Genomic DNA, 23443 nt, shown 5'->3' on the forward strand with positions numbered 1-23443 from the left:
TCACGGCGCCCGGAACGGCGAGGAGCGGACCGGGACGTGAGGGGCCGCCCCCCTCCCCGGGCGGGCGCCGGCGGGGAGAGGGGCGCAGCCGTCCGCGCGGCGGGTGTCCAATAAAATACCCTGATGCGCGATCTTGGTGAGGACCCGCGACCGGCCCGTGGCGCGGTCCGGGAGGTCTACGGCGTGGCCCGGGCGGCGACCATCGACTACTCCCCCGACCTGGACGGGCTCGCCGATCCCGGCGAGATCGTCTGGGCCTGGGTCCCCTACGAGGAGGATCCGGACCGGGGCAAGGACCGGCCTCTGTTGGTGGTCGGCCGTCACGGGCGGAGGCTGCTGGCGATGATGCTGTCCAGCCGCGGCGGTGACGGTGACCCCCGCGAGTGGCTGGAGATCGGCCCCGGGCGCTGGGACCGGGACAACCGGGTCTCCTACCTGCGATTGGACCGGATCTTCGAGCTCGACGAGGACGACATCCGGCGTGAGGGCTCGGTCCTGGACCGCGAGCGGTTCGCCCGCGTCGCCACCGTCCTGAGAGGCGTTCACGGCTGGGCCGCCGACGGGTAGCGGGCCAAGGGCGGCCCCGCTACGGCTTCCCGGTGTCGGCGATGATCTGGAAGGCCGCGCCGGACCCGCCGGCGGCCGACTCGATCGCGGCCTGCGCCTCGGTGATGAGGTCTCCGGCGGCGTAGACGCCGGGCACGCTGGTGTGGAAGGAGCCGTCGACCTCCACGTGGCCGTCCTCGTCCAGCCCCAGGCCCAGGCGTTCGGCGAGGTGGGCGACCAGCGGCACGGGCCGCTGGTCGAGCTGCCAGAGCAGGGTCTGCCGGTCGACGACCGTGCCGTCGGCCAGTTCGACCGCGCGCAGGTCTCCGCCGGCGTGGTGCAGCCTGCGGATCTTCCCCTCGACGACCTCCCCACCCCATTCGCCCGCCGCCGCGGCGCCGTCTGTCAGGACGATCACGTCGTCGCTCCAGGCGGAGAACCCGGCGACGACGGTCGCGGCGAACTCCGGGTCGCCGGTCACCACGCCCCAGGTACGGCCTCGGTTCTCCCAGCCCAGGCAGAACGGGCAGTGGATGACCGTCTTGCCCCAGCACTCGCCGAACCCCTCGATCCCGGGATGGACGTCGAGCATGCCCGCGGTGAGCAGCACCCGCCGGGCCCACCTCGGACGGCCGTCCTCGGCGGTGACGGTGAACCCGCCCTCGGGATCGGGGGTCACGTCGGTGCCGGTGAGCTCGTGCAGCTCGGCCATGCCGTACTTCTTCAGGTCGTCCCAGGCGCGGCGGCGGTATTCGCCGGGGCTCACCCCGTCGAGGCCGACGATGCCGTGCACCTCCTTGGAGAAGACGTTGCGGGGCGGCCGCACGGAGTCCAGGACCACCACCCGGCGCAGGGACCGGCTGAGCGCCATCGCCGCCGTCAGCCCGGCCGGCCCGCCACCGATGATCGCCACGTCGAAATGCTGCATGGCGGCCTCCTTCCGCTGGTGACCGGCCGTTCAGGGTGATCACCGGCCGCAAGTGCGATCCATGGGTATCCGGAAAGCCGTATCCCGGAGACAACACGGCATGCCAGGAGGATTCCCGCTGACGGACACGCCAGTCGCGGCGAGCCGTACCGCGCTCGCCGGATACCGGGTGGAAAACAGCCGATCAAGCCAGCATGCTGGAGTTCCATGGACGGAAGAAGGCTCATCCACGTCTCCAAATTTCTCTCCAGGCACCTGCGCCACCAGCCCGGACGCATCGGGCTGACCCTCGATCCGCAGGGCTGGACGGAGATCGACGCCGTGCTGGCGGCCGCCGCGCGGCACGGCGTCGTGATCACCCGCGACGAGCTCGCCCAGGTGGTCGCCCGCAACGACAAGCAGCGCTTCGCCGTCGACGGCGACCGGATCCGCGCCAACCAGGGACACTCCGTCGCCGTCGACCTGGACCTTCCGGTGGCCGAGCCGCCGGCGTTCCTCTTCCACGGCACCGTGGGCAGCCGGGTCGCGGCCATCCGGGAGGAGGGGCTGCGGCCGATGAGCCGGCACGCCGTGCATCTGTCCCCCGACCGTGAGACGGCGACACGTGTGGGGGCGCGGCGTGGCAGGCCGGTCGTCCTGGTGGTGCGCGCGGGGGACATGCACCGGGCGGGCCACGAGTTCCGGATCAGTGCCAACGGGGTCTGGCTCGTCGCCCACGTCCCGCCCGCCTACATCACGCCGGGCGACAGACCACCTGCGCCAGGGCGGTGACCGGCTCCGGCACCGGGGCGGGCTCCGGCCCGACCGGCAGTCCCTCCACCGCGGCCTCAACGGTCCCGGCGGCCGCCTCCCCGGCGGTCCCGGGGGTGCGCATCGGTGAAATCACCGGTCCCGCGGCGGCCGGGCGGACGACGGCGCAGGCCACGGAGCCGCCGCGGACGAGCACCGCGCCCGGCCTTTTCAGCCACGACATGTCCGCGTAACACTGAGGCATGCCTTCCGTCTCCCCCGTCGTCCGGTCACCGGCGCTACGCGGCCGTGACGCGGAACAGGACATCCTGCGACGGCTGGTCGACGACGCCCGCGGCCGGTCGGGGGGCGCCATGGTCCTGCTGGGCGCGCCGGGAACGGGCAAGAGCGCGATGCTCGACTTCGCGGTGGACCAGGCGGAGGGGTTCGTCGTGCTCAGGACCCGCGGCGTCGAGGCGGAGTCCGCGCTGCCCTGCGCCGGACTGCACGGCCTGCTCCGCCCGGTCATGGACCGGCTGCCCGCGCTGCCCGGAGCGCAGGCGGAGGTGCTCACGCGGGCGCTGGAACTGGGGGCGGCCGGCGGCGGGCTGGCGCTGCCCGCCTCGGTTCTCAACCTCCTGGCGGCCGTGGGGAGGCCGGTGCTGGCCTGCGTCGACGACGTCCACCATCTTGACGCGCCCAGCCGCGAGGCGCTCTTCTTCGCGGCCAGGCGCCTGGCCGGGGAGCAGATCGTGCTGCTCTTCGGGGCGCGCGCCGGCGGCACCGCCCCGGAGGGCATCCCGGAGCTCCGGCTGGGAAGTCTCGACGAGGACGCGTGCCGGCTGCTGGCCGACGATCTGGCGCCGGAGGGGCTCGGCGCGGAGCTGCGGGCGTCGCTGATCGAGGTCGCCCGGGGCAATCCCCTCGCCCTCGGCGAGCTCGTCGGATCGCTCAGCGCGGCCCAGATGGCCGGCGCCGCCGCTCCGCCCGACACGCTTCCGCCGGGCGGGCGGCTGTGGCGTGCGTACGCGGATCGGCTGGCCCGGTTGCCCGCGGAGACCGGGAACCTGCTCCTGCTGCTGGCGGCCGACCCGGACCTGGACATGGCCGCGCTGGTCCGGGCCGCCGAACCGGCCTGCGCCCTCACCCTGCTCGAACCGGCCGAGCGCGCGGGCATCCTCGTCAGCGCGGCCGGAGACCGCCATGACTTCCGGGACCCGGCGATGCGGTCGGTGGTCTACGCCGAGGCCTCAGCCGCCCGCAGGCGGGCGGCGCACCGCCTGCTCGCGAGCGTTCTCGACCATGATCACCAGCGGCTGCGGCGGGCATGGCACCGGGCCGTCTCGCTGGACGGCCCCGGTGACCGGCTGGCCGACGAGCTGGCCGCGGCGGCCTCCGCGGGCTCCACGGGCTCCCGCGGAGGTTACCCGGCGCCCTGGCTCGCCTTCGAACGGGCCGCCGAGCTCACGGCCCGCGGCGACGTCAAGGCCGCCCGCCTGGCCGCCGCCGCCCACCGGGCATGGCACGCGGGGCTCCCGCAGCGCGCCAGGTCGCTGCTCACCCGCCTGTGCTCCCTGACGGTGTCGGAGGAGACGCGGGGCCAGGCCGAGTTGATCCGGGGCAGCCTGGAGCTGCGCAGCGGGAAGACGGGCAGCGCCCGTGACGAGCTCCTTTCGGCGGCCGGTTGGCTGCTCGACCGGGACCGCGGGCGGGCCGTCCGCGCGCTCCTGCGCGCGAGTGAGGCCAGCTATCTGGCCGGGGACAGCTCCCGGTTCCTGGCCATAGCCCGGCAGGCCGCCGCGCTACGCCGTCCGGACGATCCGGCGGCCACCCAGCTGATGTTCGAGTATCTGGCGGGCATCGCGGCGACCTTCCGCGGCCGGCACCGGGAGGCGGCGGATCCGCTCCGCCGGGTCCTGGAGCTCGCCCCCTCGGTGGGCAACCCGTCGGTGCTGGTCTGGGCGGGCGTCGCCAGCCTGCTGCTCGGCGACGACGTCCAGGCGCTCAGGCTGTCGACCCGGGCCGTGGAGGCCGCACGCGTCCGGGGAGCCGTCTCCGCGGTGCCGCAGGTGCTGGAATTCATGATCCAGACCGAGATCTGGATGGGCCGCTACGCCTCGGTCACCGCCAACGCGGTCGAGGGCCTCCGGCTGGCCCAGGAGTCCGGCCAGCCCAACAGCGCGGGCCAGCACCTGGCCTGGCTCGCCCTCACCTCGGCGGTCGAGGGTGACGAGGAGACGTGCCGGATCAGGGCCGGCGGCGCCATCGAGCTGGCGGGCGCCCACGGCCTGGGCGTCGCCGGAGCGCTCGGCAACTGGGCGCTGGCCCACCTGGATCTCGCCGCGGGACGCCACGCGGGCGCGGCGAAGCGGCTACGGGCGACGGCCCGGCCGGACGGCACGAACGGCCACCTCGTCGTGCGCGTCATGGCGACCCCTCATCTCGTCGAGGCCGCCGTGCGGACGGGCGAGCACGAGCAGGCGCGGGCGGCGTTGCGGGTGCTCGACCGCTGGGCGGGCAGCACCCGCAGCCCCGACCGGCTGGCGCTGGCGGCGCGCTGCCACGCGCTCCTGGCCGCCCCCGGGGAGGCCGAGGAGCGGTTCCGCGACGCGCTGGACCTGCACCACCAGGGATTGTGCGAGTTCGAGACGGCACGCACCCAGCTGCTGTTCGGCAGCGTGCTGCGCCGTAACCGGCGTCCCGGCGCGGCCAGGGAGCATCTGCACAGCGCGCTGGAGACGTTCGAGCGATCCGGGGCGCGGCTCTGGACCGAGCAGGCGCGCGCGGAGCTGCGCGGGGCAGGGGAGGCCGTCCGGTCACGCGGCCACAAGGCCGCGGAGAAGCTGACGGCGCAGCAGTTCCAGATCGCGCGGATCGTCGCCGACGGCGCCACCAACCGGGAGGTGGCGGCCCGGCTCTACCTGAGCCCGCGCACCGTCGAGCACCACCTCAGGAACATCTTCGCCAAGCTCGACATCCGTTCCCGGGTGGAGCTGGTCCGGCTGCTGTCCTGACCGGCGGCGCGCCTCCCCCCCGCGCCACCCGCCCCGGTCCGAAGGGGCGCCTCCGGGCCGATCGGTGACGGGTGATTTCACCGATGCGCGAATGACAGGGCGATCTGACAATTACGACTGTCGGCAGTCAAGCAGGGACCGCCCGGAGGTCGTGACCGCTCGCCTCCCGTACCCGCCGGTCTCCGGCGCGGACCGCCGCCGGCCTGGTCCCCCTCCGAACAGGGAGTACAGCGACGTGCAGTCAGACAACCCCACCCCCCTCCGTCCGCAACCGCACGTGTCCGGCCGCGGCGCTGCCGCGTCCGGGCCGGCCCGCAGTGCGGGGACGGCCGCCAAGCTGACCCTCGCACTGGTCCTGGCGGGCGGCGCCCTCGCCCCCGCCGCCCACGCCACGCCCTTCACGGCCCCCGCCGCGCAGGTCGCGGCGAACCCGTACGAGCGCGGCCCCAACCCCACCGTCTCCAGCATCGAGGCCGTCCGGGGCCCGTTCGCCATCGCGGAGACCGACGTCTCGTCACTGCGCGTGAACGGCTTCGGCGGAGGAACGATCTACTACCCGACCAGCACCAGCGCGGGAACGTTCGGGGCCGTCGCCATCGCCCCCGGCTACACCGCGGACAAGTCCAGCATGGCCTGGCTCGCGCCCCGGATCGCCTCCCAGGGCTTCGTCGTCTTCAACATCGACACCATCACGCGGAGCGACCAGCCCGCCAGCCGGGGCCGCCAGCTCCTGGCCGCGCTGGACTACCTGGTCGAGGAAAGTTCGGCGGCGCGCCGGATCGACGCCGGCCGGCTCGGCGTGATGGGTCACTCCATGGGCGGCGGCGGCACGCTGGAGGCGGCGGACGACAGGCCGCAGCTGCAGGCGGCGATCCCGCTCACCGGGTGGAACCTCACGAAGAGCTGGCCGGGGGTGCAGGTCCCGACCCTGGTCGTCGGCGCCGAGAACGACACGATCGCCCCGGTGGCCTCGCACTCGAAGCCGTTCTACAACAGCCTGCCGTCCTCGCTGGACAAGGCCTACCTGGAGCTCGACGGCGCCGGCCACTTCGCGCCCAACACCTCCAACACCACGATCGCCAAATACAGCATCTCCTGGCTGAAGAGGTTCATCGACGACGACACCCGCTATGAGCAGTTCCTGTGCCCGGCTCCCCGGAGCGACAGGAACATCTCGGAGTACCAGGACACCTGTCCCCACTCGTAGCCGGCCTGGTCAGCGGATCCCCGTACGGCGGGGACGCCGGCGGCGGGGTGCCTGGCGCCCCCGCCGCCGGCACGCTCCGGGGACGGCTCCCCGGCGCGGACGGTCACGGCAGCAGCCGGTAGAAGCGCCAGAACCCGAAGTCGCTGATCGGCAGGACCTCGACGGCGCGGAAGCCCGCCTCGACCGCGTAGCGGCGCAGGGTGGCGGGGCGCATCACGGTGCCGGTGCCGGCGGAGGGCTGGTGGGACATGCCGTCGGGCAGGCAGATGAGCAGGCTGAAGCCGTACAGCAGCCGCTCGGTGTCGTCGGCGGGCGCGGTGAAGGAGACGGCGGTGGCTTCGTCCATGACGACGACCGTCCCCCCCGGCCTGAGCGCCCGCCGTATCCGGGTGAGCGTGTCCACCGGCTGGGGCATGTCGTGGATGCACTCGAAGGCGAAGACCGCGTCGTAGGCGTTCCCGGCGAGCGCGTGCGCGTCGCCGTGCCGGAAGGCGACGTCGGCTCCGGCCCGGGCCGCGTTGCGCACGGCCAGCTCGACCGAGGGGCCGTCGATGTCGATCCCCTCCACTACCGCCTGCGGGTAGGCCCTGGCCAGGGCGATGGTGGACCAGCCGCCGCCGCAGCCGACGTCGGCGACGCGGGCGCCGGGACGGCGCAGCAGCGCGTCGAGGTCGGGCACCCCGGCGAGGGCGTCCGGCAGCGCCCGCTCGAACCAGGGCCGGTTCATCTCGGCCTGGGATTCCCGCACGTCCGTCCCGAAGGCGGCCCAGCCCACGCCGCCGCCGTCGCGGTAGGCCTCCAGCAGGGCGGGCGTCTGCGTGGCGGCTCCGGCGATCATCCGGGCCAGTGGCGCGAGGTAGGCGAGGCTGGACTCGTCGGTCAGCACCTCCGCGGCGCCTGCCGGCAGGGTGAAGCGGCCGTCCTCGCCGGCCGTCAGGATGCCGCAGGCGGCCTGCTGCTCCAGCCACTCCCGGGCGTATCGCTCGTGGCCGCCGGCGCGGGCGGTCAGCTCGGCGGCGGTGGCCGGTCCGTGCCCGGCGAGTGCCCGGTACCAGCCCAGCCGGTCCCCCAGGTGCACCGAGAGCACCTCGAATGCGCCCAGCGCGGACCGGAGCAGCCGCTCGGCGAACTCCTCCGTGGTCTGTGACGTCTGCGTGGTCTGCGTCGTCATGGCGTCTCCGTTCGGTCGCCGCCGTCCGGCACCGGCGACGGAGGGTCGGCTGCCGATCCGCCGTCACGCCACTGCTCGATCACGCCCTCCCCGACCTGATCGACGACAGCGATGGAGGTAATAAGGTTTACGGCCTATGTTCAGGAACGTAAAGCGTTGTGACCTTAAATCCGTTGTGTGGGTTCTTGCCCTGAGTATTTCAGCTTCGCTCCTGGTCGGAGGCAGCGCCTTGCTGAGCGGTCACCTCGCACCGGTCCCCGATGGACCCGTATCCCTCCCCGACAGGCCCGCACCGCCCACGGCCCTCCTGCCCGAGGTCTCGGTGACCCCCACCCCGCCGCCGGAACCGACGGAGGCGCCCGACCCCGAGCAGTCGTTCCTGCTCGCCAACGGGCGGCGGCAACCGCAGAAGATGGCGGTGCCGAAGTCGGCGGGTGGCCGTTACACGGTCGTCTCCGGCGGCGCCCGGCCCCCCGCGGGCCGCAAGGGCAAGGTGATCCGGTATCTGGTCGAGGTCGAGCGCGGCCTGCCGTTCGAGGCGCGCGAGTTCGCCGACGAGGTGCACCGGATCCTCAACGACCGGCGGAGCTGGGGGTTCCGGTTCCAGCGGGTGGAGCGCGGCCCGGTGAAGATCAGGGTGTCGCTGTCCAGCCCCGCGATGACGGACCGGCGGTGCCATCCACTGATCACCTTCGGCACGCTTTCGTGCTGGAACGACGGGCGCGCGGTCATCAACGCGGTGCGGTGGAACACGGGCGTGCGCGGTTACGGCCGCGACGTCGCCTCCTACCGGGAGTACGTCATCAACCACGAGGTCGGCCACGGCCTCGGCCACGGCCACGAGCCCTGCCCGGGACCGGGCAGGCGGGCCCCCGTGATGCTCCAGCAGACCAAGTCGCTGTACGGCTGCCGCCCCAACGCCTGGCCGTCGCCCCGGCGCTGAGGGGTTCAGCCCACGGCGGCGAACCGCTTGGTCTCCGCCGAGCAGTTCTCGTGCCAGTCGATCATCGGCAGGCCGCGCGGGTCGGGGTGTCCCGCCGGATAGGCGAGCACGTACGGCTCGGCGAACAGGTCCCTGCCGACCAGGCCGTCCACCCGGGAGGGGAGCGTGGCGATGCCGAGGTCGGCCCGGCCCTCATGACGTCCATGAGGCGCAGGACCCGCCGGGCGTGCCCGACCGCCGCCAGCCCCGCGGCCGTGGGCCGGGCGCCGTTGCGCCCGCGCTGGAACAGCACCGCGCCGACCTTGCGCTCGGCGGTGCGGACGGCGTGGGAGACCGCCGACCGGGTGAGGCCGAGCCGAGCCGCGGCGGCCGAGAAGGCGCGGTCCCGGTCCACGGCGACCAGAACGCGCAGCTCGCTCGCCGTCAGATCCTCCTTCGTCACAGGACAGACGTTATATGAACACCGTTCATGGAAAATGTGATCCCCATCGACGCCGGCCCCTGATTACCCGTTCCGCGCCTTCCTAGGCTGACGGGCACAGCAGACCGACAGAACAGGGGACACATCCCATGCGCGCCATCCAGATCACCCGCACCGGCGGACCCGAGGTCCTGACCGAGGTGGAGCTGCCCGATCCGGAGCCGGCCCCGGGCCACCTCCTCGTCGAGGTCGAGGCGGCGGGGGTGAACTTCGCCGACACCGCGCGGGTCGCCGGGGCCTACCTCCCGCCGGAGCTGCCGTTCGTCCCCGGCGGCGAGGTCGTCGGGCGCACGGCCGACGGCCGCCGCGTCATGGGCCTGGCCCAGCGCGGCTACGCGTCCAGGGCGGTCGTCGACGGCGAGGACGCCGTGGAGCTGCCGGAGGGGATCGGCGCGGGCGTGGCGCTCGCCCTGCTGGTCCAGGGCCTGACCGCGTGGCACCTGATCCGTTCGGCGGCGCGCGTGCTGCCCGGGGAGAGCGTCGTGGTGAACTCGGCGGCGGGTGGCGTGGGGCACCTCGCCGTCCAGCTCGCCAGGGAGTCCGGGGCGGGCCGGGTGATCGCCACGGCGTCCAGTGAGGACAAGCGGGCCCTGGCACTGAGCCTGGGCGCGGACGCGGCCGTGGACGGCCGGGCGGAGGGCTACGCCGAGCGGGTGATCGAGGCCAACCTGGGCCACCGCGCCGACGTCGTCCTGGACGCGGTCGGCGGCCCGGTGTTCGACGCCGCGCTCGGCGCGGTGGCCGAGTTCGGCCGCCTGGTCAGCTACGGTTTCGCCTCCGGCCGGGGCCCGTCCCCGATCGACGTGGACCGGCTCACGGAGCTCAACTTCTCCGTGGCCGGTTTCTGGGTGCGGCCCGCCATCCGGCTGCCCGGCGGCTACAAGGTGCCGCTGAAGGAACTGCTCGGCCTCACCGCCTCCGGCCGGCTGCGCCCGCTCGTCGGCGGCGAGTACGCGCTGTCGGACGCCCGGCGGGCCCACGAGGACATGCTCGCCCGCCGTACCACGGGCAAGATCATCCTGCGCCCCTAGCCTCCGTTCTGCGGGTCACCGGGCACCAGCCGGCCCCGTGGGGCCCGCCGGGTCCGCGGCGGGCGGCCTCAGGGGCCTCCGGCCGGAGGCGTCCCGGACAGCGGATGTCCGCGCCGCGCGGCCGCGGCCTCAGGCGGTCTCCCCCATGCTGCGCTCGTGCCAGTTCGCCAGCTCCACGAGCAGGCCGTCGGCGGCGCCGCCGAACATCTCCCCCAGAACCTGGGGGCTGTCGACTATGACGACGCTGTCGAGCAGGCCGGCGCGGAGCTTGGCCGCCCGCGAGTCGCCGGCGCCGTCGGGGTCGAAGGCGGTCGCGGCGAGGAACAGGCCGCCCACGCCCGTGGAGGTCGCCGCGTCGAGGGCCCCGGTGCCGGTCACGCTGGAGGCGTCGTCGGGGACGGCCGGCAGGACGGGCTGGCCGTCGCGGACGAGGAGCGTCAGCGGCCGGGCCGGCGCGGTCTCCGGAAGACCGCCCTTCGGCAGGCTGGTCTCCCCGGTGACAAGGCGCGCCCGGTCGCCGGGGTAGCCCCACGGCCGGCCCCCGGCCTGGTCCTCCACGCCGGCGCGGGTGAACAGGCCGCCGTCGGCGTCCAGCACGATGTCGCCCGGCCGCCACTGCTCGCCCTCGATCGGGCTGTGCTGCGCGTCGCTCATGAACGGCACGTTACCCATCAGCTCCGACAAATGACCTCCGCCCGCGCTCCGGGCCACCCGGGACTACGACCTCCCCCGGATACGGGCACGACGCGGGCCTCTCACAGGGACACCCTCTGGGGCGCGCCCCGAGCGGGCCGGTTCTGCCGCTCGACGTACTCGCGGAGCTCCGCGACGGGGGCTCCGGCGAGGCTCCCGGCGAAGTAGGAGCCCGACCAGAGACGGCTGGCCCGGTAGTAGTGCGCGGCGAGCTCGGGGAATTCCTGGCGCATCCGCCGGGAGGAAACGCCCTTGAGGCTGTTGACGAGCTTGGACAGGGCGACCTTCGGCGGGAAGCTCACCAGCAGGTGGACGTGGCTGCCGGCGCCGTCGAACTCGCGAAGCTCGGCTCCGAAGTCGGCGCACACGTCCCGCATGATCTCTTCCATGCGCTCCAGATGCCTGTCGGCGAACACATCGCGCTGATATTTCGTCAGAAAGACCAAATGGGCATGCAGGACGAAAACACAATGCCTACCAGTCCTGATGTCTTCATCTTCGGTCATAGACCAATGATAAAATCAGAGGAAGCGGCCCCGTCACAACTTCCGCCTCCACCCGCCGGACCGGCGCCGACCGCCGGTCAGACTGTTCGGGGGCGGGCGGCGCGTGCTGCAGGGGCCCGCGAGAGCGATCGGCCGTAGGTTCTCGGACGGCGGGTCGCCCGAGCGGTCCGTCGAGGCGGGAAAAGAGCCTGGAGCGGGCATGGCGGGTGTGGAGCACGGGCAGGGCCCGTCCTGGCACCGCGCGAAGAAACGGTGACGCCCGAAGCCGCACGCGCGGCGGACGGGAACCACCGTCCTCCGGGACGGCGAGGGTGTCAACGTACGGCATGCGGAACCGACGAGAGGAACTTTTCCCATGACATACGACGGTGACTACGGGGTGCCCGGCTCGCTGGCGAAGGTGCTCGCCGACGTCTCCGCCGAGCGGGCGGCCCAGGACGCCATGTGGGGCATCCAGGACCTCCCCGACGGCACCGGCCAGGAGCGGGCGGCGGCCGCCGAGAAGGCCAAGACCGACGTCGCCGAGGCGGCTCGGGAGGGCCGGCTCACCTGGCGGCACATCCTGCGGGAGGAGGTGCTCGAGGCCTTCGCCGAGGACGACCCCGACGCCCTGCGGACCGAGCTGGTCCAGGTGGCGGCCGTCGCCGCCAAGTGGGCCCAGGCGCTCGACCGGCGCGGGGCCTCCCTCCCCCACCAGGTGAAGAAGGCGCGCTTCCGCGCCATCGTCGACGTCCACATCGTCTTCGTCCGCGACGGCACCGTGCTCCTGGCCCGCCGGGCCGGCACCGGATACGCCGACGGCCTGTGGCACCTGCCCAGCGGCCACCTGGAGGAGGGCGAGTCGGTGGTCGCCGCCGCGGCCCGCGAGGCCCGCGAGGAGGTGGGAGCCGTCATCCAGCCGGACGACCTCACCTTCGTCCACGCCATGCACCGGGCCCCCGAGCGGGTCGGGCTCTTCTTCGCCGCCGAGCGCTGGAGCGGCGAGCCGTACAACGCCGAACCCGACAGGTGCAGCGAGATCGCCTGGCATCCGCTGGAGGCGCTGCCCGAGGACACCGTCGGCTACCCGGCGGCGGCCCTGCGCGCCATCGCGGCAGGCCGGACCTTCGCCCTGCACAAGTGGGACTGATCACCGGCGCGCGCAGCCTCTCGTCCCGGCACGGGCGGCCCACCTGGAGAGCTCACATATCCCCACCCCCTATGGTTAGGCAGGGCACCAATCCCGAGAACGAGGGGACATCCGATGTTGCACGAGAGACTGTCGTCGATCTATGACAACGTTCTGCGCCGCAACCCCGGGGAGATCGAGTTCCATCAGGCCGTCCGCGAGGTGCTCGAAAGCATCGGGCCGGTTCTCGGCAAGCATCCGGAATACGCCGAATTCAAGATTATCGAGCGGATCTGCGAGCCCGAGCGGCAGATCATCTTCCGGGTGCCCTGGGAGGACGACCTGGGTGAGGTGCACATCAACCGGGGCTTCCGGGTGGAGTTCAACAGCGCCCTCGGCCCCTACAAGGGCGGCCTGCGCTTCCACCCCTCGGTCTATCTCGGCATCGTCAAGTTCCTCGGCTTCGAGCAGATCTTCAAGAACGGCCTGACCGGCCTGCCGATCGGCGGCGGCAAGGGCGGCTCGGACTTCGACCCGAAGGGGCGCTCCGACCGGGAGGTCATGCGCTTCTGCCAGAGCTTCATGACCGAGCTCTACCGTCACATCGGCGAGTACACCGACGTTCCGGCCGGTGACATCGGCGTCGGGCAGCGCGAGGTCGGCTACCTGTTCGGCCAGTACAAGCGCATCACCAACCGCTACGAATCCGGAGTGATCACCGGAAAGGGCCTCAGCTACGGCGGCGCTCAGGTGCGGACCGAGGCCACCGGGTACGGCTGCGCGTTCTTCGTCGACGAGATGCTGAAGGCCCGCGGCACGTCGTTCGACGGCAGGCGGGTCGTGGTGTCCGGGTCGGGCAACGTCGCCGTCTACGCCATCGAGAAGGTGCAGCAGCTGGGCGGCGTGGTGGTCGCCTGCTCCGACTCCTCGGGCTATGTCCTCGACGAGAAGGGCATCGACCTCGACCTGCTCAAGCAGGTCAAGCAGGTCGAGCGCCACCGGCTGGGCGTCTACGCCGAGCGCCGCGGCGCGGGCGCGGCCTTCGTCTCCGGCCGGAGCCTCTGGGAGGTGCCGTGCGAGGTGGCGATGCCCTCGGCCACCCAGAACGAGATCACCGGTCACGACGCCGAACTCCTCGTCCGCAACGGCTGCGTCGCCGTCGGCGAGGGCGCCAACATGCCCACCACGCCCGAGGGCATCCGGGTGTTCCAGGAGGCCGGCGTGTCCTTCGGGCCGGGCAAGGCGGCCAACGCGGGCGGCGTGGCCACCAGCGCGCTGGAGATGCAGCAGAACGCCAGCCGCGACTCGTGGACCTTCGAATTCTCCGAGCAGCGCCTGCAGACCATCATGCGCGACATCCACGGCCGCTGCCTGCAGAGTGCCGACGAGTACGGCCTGCCGGGCAACTACGTGGCCGGCGCCAACATCGACGGATTCAAGCGGGTGGCCGACGCGATGCTCTCGCTCGGCCTGATCTGAGGACGCCCCGGGTGGAGGGGCCGTCAAAGCCCCTCCGCGCAGCCTTCCGGTCCGCGCGACCTTCCGGTCCGCCGTACGGCTGTCACCGGCCGGGAGGCCACCGGCCCCGCCGGGCGCCGGCCCCGGGGCGCGGGCCGGCGCTGGACGGACCGCGCGCGACGTGCCGGGCGGTCACACCGGGGTTGGATACCGAGTGGTCAGATACCGAGTGGTCAGATAGTGAGTGGTCGGATACTGGGCGGTCGGCCTGCGCAGAGGGACCTGATCGGGGGCGGGGATCGGGGACGCGCGGCTGACGGCGGCGGGGCGACCGCGTGCGGACCATCCCGGCCAGGCGGCGGGGGAATCACCCGTGGGGGACGTCCGCGTCAGGTGGTGCGAGAGAGTGGGTGCGGAGGCGTCCGCGTCAGGCGGTGAGGGAGACCGCGCGCGAGGACGCCGGCGTCAGGAGGTGAGGTTGACGTAGTAGCGGGAGTAGCCGTTCATGTCGACCAGGCGCGTGCCGACGGCCCTGGCGGCGGTGCTGCCGATGTTGAGGCAGGAGTCGAAGGCGTTCTGGTAGACGTACATCGGGCCGTAGGGGCCGGTCCAGACCGCTCCGTTGGCGGCCTCGGCGTAGAAGGCGGCGTAGCGGTTGCTGGTGTTGAGTACGTGCGCCTCCCCTCCCGGGTCGATGGCCCACCAGCCCCGGGTGCCCCACTGGCCGTAGTCCCGGCAGCCGTCGGGACTGTAGAACATGATCGCGACCCACACCCTGGAGGTGTAGCGGTTACGGAAGTGCAGCTCCATGGTCTACTCCTCCGGTTCCGTGAAGCGCTGGGCCAGCGGTCTGGCGTCGACCGGCTGGTCGGCCAGGGGCGGCAGGTGATCGTCGGCCCCCGCGGCGACAGCGATCCGGTCCGCCGTCCCCGCGCGCGCGTTCACCTCCCCCGTGTCGGCCTCTGTCGTGTCCGCGAACCCCACCCGTGGATCGGGCAGACGCTCGGTGCCGTTGTCCGGCATGTGGCTCAACTCCATTCCTTGAACGCGTTGAGTGACTGCCCCAGAACTTACAGTAATAGTCAAAGGCTGTAAAGAGTGCTGTAAAGGCAGTGCGATGGAGGTCGGCCGCATTGTCACGAGTCCGCATCCGGCCGCCGGCCCGGCGAAAAGCGTCGGTCTCATTACCTAAGGTGGCGTTCATGCGACGCATTCAGGAGACGGCATGACCCTCCCGCCCGAGCTCGTCGGGAATCCGGCCGTCGTCCGCCTGTCTGCGAGCATGCTCGACCGCCGCGAGGGCGACTGCCGTGACTTCGCCGCGGCCAAGGCCCGGCCGGACGTGCGGTCGCAGGTCTTCGAACGCCGCCGCTTCGCCCCCTGGGAGGACTTCCCGCTCGGCCTGGTCATGCGGGTGCTGGACGCCGTCGAGTTCGACGGCGCCGACGTGGCCGCGGCGGTCACGCAGGCCCTGGAGGACAACCGCGACCCGGTGCATCCCGGAGCCGCGCGCTGGATCCGGCATGCCTGCCACACCTATCTGGAGACGGCCGACAGCCTGGCCGCGGAGGGGGGCGGGCTCCGCCCGGAACGCCACCCCCGGATCGTCCAGCGGAGCGGCTCTCCGGCGGAGATGCGGGCCCTGACCGCGTGGGGCCGCTGGTACGGCTCGCCGGACGGCGCCGTGGTCGAGTTCCGCCGGATGCGGCTGCGGCGCCCGCTGGGCCGGGCCGACGGGCCCGCCACGCTGGCGATGGCCTACGTCGCCGCGGCCGGCGACCGGGCCGTGGGAGGCACGCAGGACCTCTACCGGACCGTTCCCGTCCCGGTCCGCGAGCCCGGCGCGAGCCCCCGGCGGGTGCGGGTGGTCGAGGTGGGCCTCACCGACGGCGCCGCGGCGGTGCTCGTGGACACCGCGCCCCAGCAGGTGCGCCACGCCTACCTCTCCTCCGTGAGACCCGTGGCGGCCGGGCTGCTGGCCGGCGGCCACAGGACACCCGGCGGCGACTGCGCCGACTGCAAGCTGCGTGCCTCGTGCGGCGCCCTCCCGCGGACACCGGGGCTGCTGGGCCTGCCCGACCGGGGGACCCACCGGCGCACCTGGTCGATCACGACGGCCCGGCAGTACCAGATCTGCCCGGCCCAGGCGCACATGCGCGACCTCCGGCTGCCCGCCGAGGAGGCCGAGAGCACGGCGGTTCGGCGCGGGCTGATCGTGCACCAGTGGCTGGAGGCCGCCCACGGCCGCCCCGGCGCGAGGCCGTGCGCGCCGGAGGATCTCCCCGATCCCGAGACCGGCGACCTCACCTGGGACGGGCCGCCGATGAGCCGGGACGAATACCGCCGGGCCCGGCCGTACCTGCTCCAGCACCTGCGGGTGTGCCCGCTGCTCGGCGGCGAGGTCACCCACGTCGTCCCGGAGCCCAGGGTGGCCGCCTACGATCCCGACGCCGACGTCCTGGTCGTCGCCAATCCCGACCTGCTCCGCCGGGTGGGCGGGCGCCTGGTCTACCGGGAGCAGAAGACCTCCGCCGCGGAGCGCGGCATCACCGCCGAGAACGCGCTGGAGATGGTCCCGCAGCTCGCCCTGGCCGTCTGCCTGATCGCGGACGGCGCGTTCGGGGACCCCTCCGGGTCGGTCGAGCTGGAGCAGCTCACCCCCGTTTCGGGCGAGGTCGTCACGTTCGACGCCGCGGATCCGGTGGTGGTCGCGACCGCGCGGGCCGTCGTGTCCGGCCGCACCCGCGCGTGGCATCGGGACGTCGCCTTCCGCGCGACCCCCGGTCCGTGGTGCCGCGTCTGCCCGGTGACCCGCTGGTGCCCGGACGCCTCCCGTTCCGGCGACGGCGCGCCGCTCGTCCTGGACGGCCTGGTGATCGACCCCGCCACCGGCGAGATCCTGGAGTCCTCCGGCCGCCCGAGCAGCCACGCCGAGGCGGTGGCCGAGGCGATCGCCGCCCCCGAACTCGACGACGAGCCGCCCTTCTAGCGGCCCGCCCTTCCAGCCGCCCGGCTCAGAACGCCGGGCGGCCGCGGAGGCGCTCTCCGGCGAGGTGAAACACCCCTCCCGAGCCACCGTACGCCCCTCCGGCCACTGACGCGGGGCGGCCGCGGAGGCGGTATTCAGCGAGGTGAAACGCCCCTTCCGAGCACCGTGCGGTCCTCCGGCCATTGACGCCGGGCCGAGGAGGTCCCTAGGATCCCCGCTATCCGTCTAGAAAGTATCCAGACGGATAGCTCCACGTGTCATCCCGGCGACCGCGTCACCCGTGCGGCCCCGGAAATGACCGCTGAACGGGTTCGCCGCCGCACACCGGCCGAGAGGCCGTCATCTGGGGAGCGACATCCAGTTACCCATCGCAATTCCCCCCTGGAGGGCCTGATGTCCCAATCCACTGGTATGCCGGGAGAGATGAACCGGCGGCAGCTCCTGCGCCGGATCGGCCTGACCGCCCTGGCCGCAGGTCCGGGCGCGGGCCTGCTCAGCGCCTGCGCGACGGCCGGAAGCGGGAGTGGCGCGGGGTCGGCTCCGGCCGCGGCCACGCCCGCCGCGACCTCGGCGGCCAACCCGTTCGGCGTCGACCCCGGGAAGCCGCTCGAGGTGGTGATCTTCAACGGCGGCAACGGCGACGGCTACGCGACCGGGCTCCACCAGCCGCTGTACCGCAAGACGTATCCGCGGGCGGAGATCAAGCACGTCCCCACGCAGAAGATCGGCACCCAGCTGCGCCCGCGCTTCGTCAGCGGTGACGTGCCGGACGTGGTGAACAACTCCGGCCCGGAGGCGCTCGACATGGCGGCGCTGACCGCGGAGGGTCACCTCGCCGATCTGAGCATGCTCTTCGACGCGCCGTCGGTCGACGACCCGGGGAAGAAGGTGCGCGACACGCTGGTCGGCGGCGCCCACGAGAACTCGCTGATCGACGGCGTCCCGCACGTCCTCAACTACACCGTCGCCCACCGTGCCCTGTGGTACAACGCCAAGCTCTTCGCGGACAAGGGCTGGACGGTGCCCAGGACCTGGGACGCCTTCCTCGCACTCGGCGAGGAGACACGGAGGGCGGGCATCACGCTGTTCGCCTACCCCGGCCAGGTCGGGCCGTTCTACCAGGTCTGGAACCTCGTCTACACCGCGGCGAAGATCGGCGGCAACCAGGTCGTCATCGACATCGACAACCTGGCGGACGGCGCCTGGACCAGCCCCGCCGTCCTGGCCTCCGTGACCGCGTGGGCGGACCTGCAGGCCAGGTACGGCGACAAGTCCTACTTCGGCCTGGACCACACCCAGACGCAGGTCAAACATCTGCAGGACAAGGTGGCCTTCTACCCCTGTGGCTCCTGGCTGGACAACGAGATGGCCAAGGACAAGCCCGACTCCTTCGAATACGCCATCGCCCCGGTGCCGAGCGTGACCGCCACGGACAAGATGCCCGCGGAGGCCATCATGGTGGGGGTGAGCGAGGCGTTCTTCGTCTCGGCCAAGGGCGGCAACCTCGCGGGCGGCCTGGAGTACCTGCGGATCATGCTCTCCAGGGAGGGGGCTCGCGGATACACCGAGAGAACCAAGAACCTCACCGTGGTCAACGGCGTCGCCGAGGGCCTCGACCTCCCTCCCGCCGTACGGAGCGCCGCCAGGGCTCAGGACGCGGCGGGCAGGAACACCATCACCGACGCGCGGTTCGAGAGCTGGTACAAGGAGCTGTTCGACTACTCCCAGACCCAGACGAACGCGGTCATGGCAGGCCGGGCGACGCCCGAGCAGTTCTGCGCGAACATGCAGAAGAAGGCCGACGAGATCAAGAAGGACCCGTCGGTCACCAAGCAGACTCGGAGCGTCTAGCCCATGTCGGCGCGGCTGCGCGCGTTCGGCTTCGTCGCCGGGTCCCTCGCGGTACCGGTGGTCCTCTACGTGGCCTTCGTGATCAATCCGTACGTCCAGGCGTTCCAGATCGCGCTGACCGACTGGCGGGGGGTGTCGCGCACCCCCGGGTTCGTCGGGCTGGAGAACTTCGCCCGTCTCTGGGACGACCAGGTGTTCTGGCAGGCTCTGCGCAATCACGGCGTGCTGCTGGTCACGCTCCCCCTGGTCACGATCGCCCTCGCGCTGTTCTTCGCCTACCTGCTCAACCTGGGCGGAGGCGGCGCGAGCGGGAAGATGCGCGGGGTGCGGGGCGCGGGGTTCTACCGGGTGGTGTTCTTCCTCCCCCAGGTCCTCGCCGTCGCCGTCGTCGGCGTGCTGTTCAAGGCGGTCTACCGGCCCGACGAGAGCGGCGTCCTCAACAGCGCCCTGGCCGGTCTCGGCCTGGAGCCCGTCGGCTGGCTCACCGAGCCCAGGCTCGCCTTCTGGTCGATCATCGCGGTCATGGTCTGGCAGGCGGTCGGCTTCTACGTCGTGCTGTTCTCCGCCGGCATGGCCGCGATCCCCAAGGACGTCTTCGAGGCGGCGGCGCTGGACGGCGCGGGCCGGGTGCGGATGTTCCTGTCCATCACCCTGCCTCTGCTCTGGGACACCGTGCAGGTCGGCTGGGTCTACCTCGGCATCGCCGCCTTCGACGGCTTCGCGCTGGTGCAGGTGCTCTCGGTCGACCGCGGCGGCCCGGACGGCGCCACCACCGTGCTTCCCCTGGAGATCTGGAAGACGGCCTTCAGCTACTCGAAGTTCGGCTACGCCTCGGCGATGGGCGTGGCGCTGTTCTTCATGACCATCACGTTCGCGGCGCTGACCCTGCGGGTCACCCGTCGCGAGAGGATCGAGTTCTGACCGTGACCCCCACCACCGAACCACCGTCCACCACACGCGCGGCGGAACGCCCGCGCCCCGGGCTGCTCACCGGCCTGTCCCACGTCGCGCTGGTCGTGTGGGCGCTGCTGGTCGTCCTTCCCCTGCTGTGGACCCTGCTCGCGTCGTTCAAGAACAACACCGAGATCTTCGGGGACGCGCTGCAACTCCCCGCCGAGCTGCGCTGGGACAACTGGACCCGCGCGTGGGGCAGGGCGAACGTCGGCACGTACATGCTCAACACTGTCGTCGTCGTCGCCGCGGGCACGTTCGGGACCATGTTCTTCGGCTCGCTGGCCGCCTACGTGCTGGCCCGCTACAGGTTTCCGGGCAACCGGCTGATCTACTACCTGTTCGTCTCCGGCATGGCCTTTCCCGTCTTCCTCGCCCTGGTCCCGCTCTTCTTCGTGGTCGACCAGGTGGGGCTGCTGAACACCCACACCGGCCTGGTCCTGGTCTACATCGCCTACTCGCTGCCGTTCACGATCTTCTTCCTGGCCGCGTTCTTCAAGACGCTGCCCGCCTCGGTCGCGGAGGCCGCGATGATCGACGGGGCCTCACACGTCCGCACGTTCTTCCAGGTCATGCTCCCCATGGCCAGACCCGGACTGATCAGCATCGCGATCTTCAACGTGCTCGGCCAGTGGAACCAGTACCTCCTGCCACTGGTGCTGCTCTCCGGCGCCAAGGACAAATGGGTCATCACCCAGGGCATCGCCGACATCTCGACCATCGCCGGATACGAGGCCGACTGGCCCGGCCTGTTCGCCGCGCTCAGCATGTCGATCATCCCGGTACTGGTCGTCTACGTCGTCTTCCAGCGCCAGATCCAGTCCGGGCTAACCTCGGGTGCGCTGAAGTAGCGATGATCCAGACCACCCAGACGACGAGGATGAGCATGTCTTCCGGAAGCCCGCGCGTCCTGCGCACCCTGAACGAGCGCGCCACCCTGGAGCTGCTGCTCCGGAGCGGACCGCTCACCCGGGGGGAGCTGGAGAGCCTGACCGGCCTGTCGAAGGCCTCCGCGGCCGAGGTCCTGCGCCGCCTGGAGAGCGCCCGCCTGGTGAAGAAGGGCGGGCGGAAGCCGGGCAGCGCGGGACCGGCCGCGCACATGTGGGCGCTGGACGGCTCCTGCTGCCATGTGGCCGGGGTCGACGTCACGCCGGACGCCCTGGACGTGGCCGTCGCCGACCTGACGGGGCAGGTGGTCGGCGAGCACCGCATGGCCACCCCGGGCATCCACGACCCGATGGGCTCGCTCGCCGTCGCGGTGGCCGAGGCGGCGCGCGCCGCGGGGCTGCGGACCACCGACCTCGACCAGATCGTCGTGGGGATGCCCGGCGTCATCGACGTCGTCGGCGACCGGCTGGACTCGGTGATCCAGCTGCCCAGCTGGGAGCACGTGCACGACCTCTCGCCCCTGCGCGCGCGGCTCGGCAACGACCGCGTGCGCATGGAGAACGACGTGAACCTCGTCGCGGTCGAGGAGATGGTCAAGGGCTCGGCACGCGACGCGGAGAGCTTCGCGCTGTTCTGGCTGGGCCGGGGCATCGGCGCGGGCGTCGTGCTGAACGGCGCCCTGCTGAGAGGCGCCACAGGGCGGGGCGGCGAGATCGGCTCCATCGTCGTCCCCGACCCCGCCGAGCGGGGACGGGTGCTGGGCCCGGAGGGCGGGTCGCTCGACTCGATCCTCGGCGCGGAGGCCGTACTGCGGCTCGCCCGCGCCCACGGCCTCGCGGCGGGCACCGGATCCGGCGGCCCCGCGGCGGACAGCGCGGTGAGCGGCGCGGCGGACGCCGTCAGCCGGGCCGTCGCCGACGGGAGCACCGGCTTCCTCGAGGCGCTGGCCGCCAGGATGGCCGTCGGCGTCATCGCGCTGGTCGGCGTCCTCGACCCGCATCTGGTGGTGCTCGGCGGCTCGCTCTGCGCGGCGGGCGGCGAGGAGCTCCGCCGGATGGTCGCCGTCCGGCTGGCCACCACCGCGCTCGCCCGCACCCCGCTGGTGCTCAGCGCGGTCAGCGGCAACGCCGTGCGGGCGGGGGCCGTCGAGTTCGCCCTGGGCATCGCGCGCGAGCAGGTTTTCAAGGCCGGTACGGCGGGCCGGTAGCGCACCGGCCGCCCACCTCTACCGGGCCGCTCCCGCCGGGCGAGGCCGCGCCCGCGGAGCCGCCGACGAGACCACATCCACCGAGCCCGATCAATGAATCCGTATCCACGAAGGAGAACAGGAATGTCGAAGGTCCTTGTCGTCGGTGCCCATCCGGACGAGGCGGAGATGTACGCCGGTGGGACCGCGGCGCTGCTGGCCCGCGCGGGCCACGCGGTGAAGTTCGTGTCGCTGACCAACGGTGACGCGGGCCATTTCACGATGGAGCCCGTGCCGCTGGCCCGGCACCGGGCCAAGGAGGCCGTGCGCGCGGCCGAGGCACTCGGCGTGCTTGAGTACGAGATCCTGGACGTGCACGACGGCGAGCTGGAGCCCTCCGTCGCGATGCGCAGGAAGATGATCGAGCTGATCCGCGGGTGGCGGGCGGACGTGGTCATCGCCCTGCACGGCGAGGGTCCCGGCCACCCGGACAACCGGGCGGCGGGCCGCCTGGTCTCCGACGCGGTGGCCTTCTGCACGACGCCCAACGTGGTGCCCGGCAGTCCCGCGCTGGAGCGCCAGCCGCTCTGCCTGCTCATGGTGGACTACGCCGCTCCCGGCTTCCACCGGCACGATGTCGCCGTCGACGTCGACCCCGTCATCGACAGGAAGCTGGATGCCTGCGCGGCACACGCCTCGCAGTTCTTCGAGTACTCCCCCGCCGCGCGGGGACTCGCCGACCTGGTGCCGGCGGAGGACGCGACCGAGGAACGCCGCGCTTTCGTCCTCACCCACTGGGAGGAGTTCATGCTCGCCGGTGACGGCATGCGCCCGGCTCTGGCCGGACGGTACGGCGACGCGCACGCACGGCGGGTCCGCCACGCCGAGACCTTCCAGCTCGCGGACTACGGCCGTGCCGTACCGGAGGAGGAGTTGCGTCTGCTCCTCGACGTCTTCGACGGCGATCTGGCCGCCCGGGTCTCCTGAGCCGGAGCCCGGCCCCCGGAGCGGGCAACCCGGCACTCCGCACGGCGGGCCGGGTTTTGTCCGTTTTTGCGCTGCGACACCTCGCCTCTGGGTAGAAAAGGGATGTTTCGGGCAGACGTGCCCGCGACTCTCCCCCGTATCCGCATCGCGAGGAGGAGCTCATGAGCACCCGACCACACCCGATAGCGTCACCGCTCCACGCGCCGGCCGGAGCCTCCGCGGACAAGGACGGCATCGTCGTCGGCGCCGGCCCGGTCACCGTCGACGTCTACGTCGACTTCCTGTGCCCGTTCTGCAAGATGTTCGAGCAGGCGTCCGGGCCGACGCTGGACAGGCTGGTGGGAGAGGGGGCGATCAGCCTCGTGTACCACCCGATGGGCTTCCTGGACGGGCTGTCGACCACCCGCTACTCCTCTCGCGCGTCCGCCTCCTCGGGCTGCGCCTCCGACGGCGGGAGATTCATGGAGTACACCTACGCGCTCTTCGCCAACCAGCCCCCCGAGGGGGGACCGGGGCTCACCGACGACGAGCTGGCCGAGATCGGCGCCATGGCCGGGCTCACCGAGCCGGCGTTCGGCGCGGGCGTGCGCAACGGCATCTATCTCGACTGGACCGCCCACGTGACGGACACGGCCGTCGAACGGGGGGTGAGCGGCACCCCCACCGTCCTCGTCGAGGGGATCGCCGTGCCGGCGAGCCCCCAGACGATCGTCACCGCCGTGGCGGCCGCCGTCCGCTGATCCCCGGGCGCGGCCCCGCCCCGGCCGGCCGCCTGC

23 protein-coding genes and 1 pseudogene are annotated in these 23443 nt (G+C 72.5%); 15 read left to right on the top strand and 9 right to left on the bottom strand.

Annotation, left to right across the window (positions count from 1 at the left end; translation table 11 throughout):
- The first annotated feature begins 123 nt into the window (after positions 1-123).
- Positions 124-567, top strand: coding sequence for a type II toxin-antitoxin system PemK/MazF family toxin (locus tag SROS_RS26550; protein WP_012892004.1), 444 nt, complete (start codon positions 124-126; stop codon positions 565-567).
- 19 nt (positions 568-586) lie between these two features.
- Here the strand turns inward: SROS_RS26550 and SROS_RS26555 are convergent, their stop codons facing one another.
- Positions 587-1474, bottom strand: a complete 888-nt coding sequence (locus tag SROS_RS26555; protein ID WP_012892005.1) for an NAD(P)/FAD-dependent oxidoreductase — start codon at positions 1472-1474, stop codon at positions 587-589.
- A gap of 207 nt (positions 1475-1681) precedes the next feature.
- Between SROS_RS26555 and SROS_RS26560 the strand changes: the two genes are divergently transcribed.
- Positions 1682-2245 (top strand): RNA 2'-phosphotransferase, encoded by a 564-nt coding sequence (locus tag SROS_RS26560; RefSeq protein WP_012892006.1) that lies wholly within the window; start codon positions 1682-1684, stop codon positions 2243-2245.
- Here the strand turns inward: SROS_RS26560 and SROS_RS26565 are convergent.
- The gene (locus SROS_RS26565; RefSeq protein WP_012892007.1) at positions 2208-2468 is read right to left on the bottom strand and encodes a hypothetical protein; all 261 of its coding nucleotides are present in this window, start codon (positions 2466-2468) and stop codon (positions 2208-2210) included. The two genes, SROS_RS26560 and SROS_RS26565, sit on opposite strands and share 38 nt — an antisense overlap.
- Between SROS_RS26565 and SROS_RS26570 the strand changes: the two genes are divergently transcribed.
- Positions 2467-5217, top strand: coding sequence for a helix-turn-helix transcriptional regulator (locus SROS_RS26570; RefSeq protein WP_043653006.1), 2751 nt, complete (start codon positions 2467-2469; stop codon positions 5215-5217). The genes SROS_RS26565 and SROS_RS26570 overlap by 2 nt on opposite strands.
- Before the next feature lie 235 nt (positions 5218-5452).
- On the top strand, positions 5453-6424 hold the full coding sequence (bdeA, locus tag SROS_RS26575; protein WP_012892009.1) for a bis(hydroxyethyl) terephthalate hydrolase: 972 nt from the start codon (positions 5453-5455) through the stop codon (positions 6422-6424).
- A gap of 103 nt (positions 6425-6527) precedes the next feature.
- Here the strand turns inward: bdeA and SROS_RS26580 are convergent, their stop codons facing one another.
- Positions 6528-7595 carry a class I SAM-dependent methyltransferase gene (locus SROS_RS26580; protein ID WP_012892010.1) on the bottom strand — a complete coding sequence of 356 codons (1068 nt, stop codon included), beginning with the start codon at positions 7593-7595 and terminating at the stop codon, positions 6528-6530.
- 229 nt (positions 7596-7824) lie between these two features.
- Between SROS_RS26580 and SROS_RS26585 the strand changes: the two genes are divergently transcribed.
- Positions 7825-8538 (top strand): DUF3152 domain-containing protein, encoded by a 714-nt coding sequence (locus SROS_RS26585; protein WP_245564282.1) that lies wholly within the window; start codon positions 7825-7827, stop codon positions 8536-8538.
- Between the two features lie 5 nt (positions 8539-8543).
- Here SROS_RS26585 and SROS_RS53230 read toward each other — a convergent pair whose 3' ends face one another.
- Together SROS_RS53230 and SROS_RS54540 are read right to left on the bottom strand one after the other, a co-directional pair.
- Positions 8544-8690: a hypothetical protein gene (locus SROS_RS53230; RefSeq protein ID WP_245564283.1), complete on the bottom strand. Its 147-nt coding sequence runs from the start codon at positions 8688-8690 to the stop codon at positions 8544-8546.
- A gap of 104 nt (positions 8691-8794) precedes the next feature.
- Positions 8795-8980 (bottom strand): annotated as a pseudogene (locus SROS_RS54540) (helix-turn-helix domain-containing protein); the annotation flags it as partial.
- 128 nt (positions 8981-9108) lie between these two features.
- On the opposite strand from SROS_RS54540, the gene SROS_RS26595 reads away from it, so the two are divergent.
- Positions 9109-10050, top strand: coding sequence for a quinone oxidoreductase family protein (locus tag SROS_RS26595; protein WP_012892012.1), 942 nt, complete (start codon positions 9109-9111; stop codon positions 10048-10050).
- 129 nt (positions 10051-10179) lie between these two features.
- Here SROS_RS26595 and SROS_RS26600 read toward each other — a convergent pair whose 3' ends face one another.
- A complete protein-coding gene (locus SROS_RS26600; protein WP_148269214.1) occupies positions 10180-10704 on the bottom strand; it encodes a hypothetical protein in 525 nt (174 codons plus the stop codon).
- Positions 10705-10805: 101 nt separating this feature from the next.
- The gene (gene tnpA, locus SROS_RS26605; protein WP_012892014.1) at positions 10806-11249 is read right to left on the bottom strand and encodes an IS200/IS605 family transposase; all 444 of its coding nucleotides are present in this window, start codon (positions 11247-11249) and stop codon (positions 10806-10808) included.
- A gap of 355 nt (positions 11250-11604) precedes the next feature.
- Here tnpA and SROS_RS51845 point away from each other — a divergent pair, with 355 nt between their 5' ends.
- Together SROS_RS51845 and gdhA are read left to right on the top strand one after the other, a co-directional pair.
- Positions 11605-12378 (top strand): NUDIX hydrolase, encoded by a 774-nt coding sequence (locus SROS_RS51845; protein ID WP_012892015.1) that lies wholly within the window; start codon positions 11605-11607, stop codon positions 12376-12378.
- A gap of 114 nt (positions 12379-12492) precedes the next feature.
- Positions 12493-13836, top strand: a complete 1344-nt coding sequence (gene gdhA / locus SROS_RS26615; RefSeq protein ID WP_012892016.1) for an NADP-specific glutamate dehydrogenase — start codon at positions 12493-12495, stop codon at positions 13834-13836.
- Positions 13837-14280: 444 nt separating this feature from the next.
- Here gdhA and SROS_RS26620 read toward each other — a convergent pair whose 3' ends face one another.
- A complete protein-coding gene (locus SROS_RS26620) occupies positions 14281-14625 on the bottom strand; it encodes a DUF1036 domain-containing protein (protein ID WP_012892017.1) in 345 nt (114 codons plus the stop codon).
- A gap of 3 nt (positions 14626-14628) precedes the next feature.
- Positions 14629-14847, bottom strand: a complete 219-nt coding sequence (locus SROS_RS26625) for a hypothetical protein (RefSeq protein ID WP_148269215.1) — start codon at positions 14845-14847, stop codon at positions 14629-14631.
- 193 nt (positions 14848-15040) lie between these two features.
- On the opposite strand from SROS_RS26625, the gene SROS_RS26630 reads away from it, so the two are divergent.
- The 7 genes from SROS_RS26630 (at position 15041) to SROS_RS26660 (ending at position 23407) form a co-directional block, all read left to right on the top strand.
- On the top strand, positions 15041-16804 hold the full coding sequence (locus SROS_RS26630) for a PD-(D/E)XK nuclease family protein (RefSeq protein WP_012892018.1): 1764 nt from the start codon (positions 15041-15043) through the stop codon (positions 16802-16804).
- A 393-nt stretch (positions 16805-17197) separates the two neighbouring features.
- On the top strand, positions 17198-18655 hold the full coding sequence (gene ngcE / locus SROS_RS26635) for an N-acetylglucosamine/diacetylchitobiose ABC transporter substrate-binding protein (RefSeq protein ID WP_012892019.1): 1458 nt from the start codon (positions 17198-17200) through the stop codon (positions 18653-18655).
- A 3-nt stretch (positions 18656-18658) separates the two neighbouring features.
- Positions 18659-19576, top strand: a complete 918-nt coding sequence (locus SROS_RS26640) for a carbohydrate ABC transporter permease (protein ID WP_012892020.1) — start codon at positions 18659-18661, stop codon at positions 19574-19576.
- Positions 19577-19578: 2 nt separating this feature from the next.
- Positions 19579-20457 carry a carbohydrate ABC transporter permease gene (locus tag SROS_RS26645; RefSeq protein ID WP_012892021.1) on the top strand — a complete coding sequence of 293 codons (879 nt, stop codon included), beginning with the start codon at positions 19579-19581 and terminating at the stop codon, positions 20455-20457.
- A 35-nt stretch (positions 20458-20492) separates the two neighbouring features.
- Positions 20493-21701, top strand: coding sequence for an ROK family transcriptional regulator (locus SROS_RS26650; protein WP_012892022.1), 1209 nt, complete (start codon positions 20493-20495; stop codon positions 21699-21701).
- A 123-nt stretch (positions 21702-21824) separates the two neighbouring features.
- Positions 21825-22667, top strand: a complete 843-nt coding sequence (locus SROS_RS26655) for a PIG-L deacetylase family protein (protein ID WP_012892023.1) — start codon at positions 21825-21827, stop codon at positions 22665-22667.
- 161 nt (positions 22668-22828) lie between these two features.
- On the top strand, positions 22829-23407 hold the full coding sequence (locus SROS_RS26660; protein ID WP_012892024.1) for a DsbA family protein: 579 nt from the start codon (positions 22829-22831) through the stop codon (positions 23405-23407).
- Positions 23408-23443 lie beyond the last annotated feature (36 nt).

The organism is Streptosporangium roseum DSM 43021 (genome assembly GCF_000024865.1).
Lineage (GTDB): Bacteria > Actinomycetota > Actinomycetes > Streptosporangiales > Streptosporangiaceae > Streptosporangium > Streptosporangium roseum.

Coding starts and splice junctions, on each gene's coding strand:
- SROS_RS26550 (WP_012892004.1), top strand. CDS start 124: ATGCGCGATCTTGGTGAGGACCCGCGACCGGCCCGTGGCGCGGTCCGG.
- SROS_RS26555 (WP_012892005.1), bottom strand. CDS start 1,474: ATGCAGCATTTCGACGTGGCGATCATCGGTGGCGGGCCGGCCGGGCTG.
- SROS_RS26560 (WP_012892006.1), top strand. CDS start 1,682: ATGGACGGAAGAAGGCTCATCCACGTCTCCAAATTTCTCTCCAGGCAC.
- SROS_RS26570 (WP_043653006.1), top strand. CDS start 2,467: ATGCCTTCCGTCTCCCCCGTCGTCCGGTCACCGGCGCTACGCGGCCGT.
- SROS_RS26565 (WP_012892007.1), bottom strand. CDS start 2,468: ATGCCTCAGTGTTACGCGGACATGTCGTGGCTGAAAAGGCCGGGCGCG.
- SROS_RS26580 (WP_012892010.1), bottom strand. CDS start 7,595: ATGACGACGCAGACCACGCAGACGTCACAGACCACGGAGGAGTTCGCC.
- SROS_RS26595 (WP_012892012.1), top strand. CDS start 9,109: ATGCGCGCCATCCAGATCACCCGCACCGGCGGACCCGAGGTCCTGACC.
- SROS_RS26600 (WP_148269214.1), bottom strand. CDS start 10,704: ATGAGCGACGCGCAGCACAGCCCGATCGAGGGCGAGCAGTGGCGGCCG.
- tnpA (WP_012892014.1), bottom strand. CDS start 11,249: ATGACCGAAGATGAAGACATCAGGACTGGTAGGCATTGTGTTTTCGTC.
- SROS_RS51845 (WP_012892015.1), top strand. CDS start 11,605: ATGACATACGACGGTGACTACGGGGTGCCCGGCTCGCTGGCGAAGGTG.
- gdhA (WP_012892016.1), top strand. CDS start 12,493: ATGTTGCACGAGAGACTGTCGTCGATCTATGACAACGTTCTGCGCCGC.
- SROS_RS26620 (WP_012892017.1), bottom strand. CDS start 14,625: ATGGAGCTGCACTTCCGTAACCGCTACACCTCCAGGGTGTGGGTCGCG.
- SROS_RS26630 (WP_012892018.1), top strand. CDS start 15,041: ATGACCCTCCCGCCCGAGCTCGTCGGGAATCCGGCCGTCGTCCGCCTG.
- ngcE (WP_012892019.1), top strand. CDS start 17,198: ATGTCCCAATCCACTGGTATGCCGGGAGAGATGAACCGGCGGCAGCTC.
- SROS_RS26640 (WP_012892020.1), top strand. CDS start 18,659: ATGTCGGCGCGGCTGCGCGCGTTCGGCTTCGTCGCCGGGTCCCTCGCG.
- SROS_RS26650 (WP_012892022.1), top strand. CDS start 20,493: ATGTCTTCCGGAAGCCCGCGCGTCCTGCGCACCCTGAACGAGCGCGCC.
- SROS_RS26655 (WP_012892023.1), top strand. CDS start 21,825: ATGTCGAAGGTCCTTGTCGTCGGTGCCCATCCGGACGAGGCGGAGATG.
- SROS_RS26660 (WP_012892024.1), top strand. CDS start 22,829: ATGAGCACCCGACCACACCCGATAGCGTCACCGCTCCACGCGCCGGCC.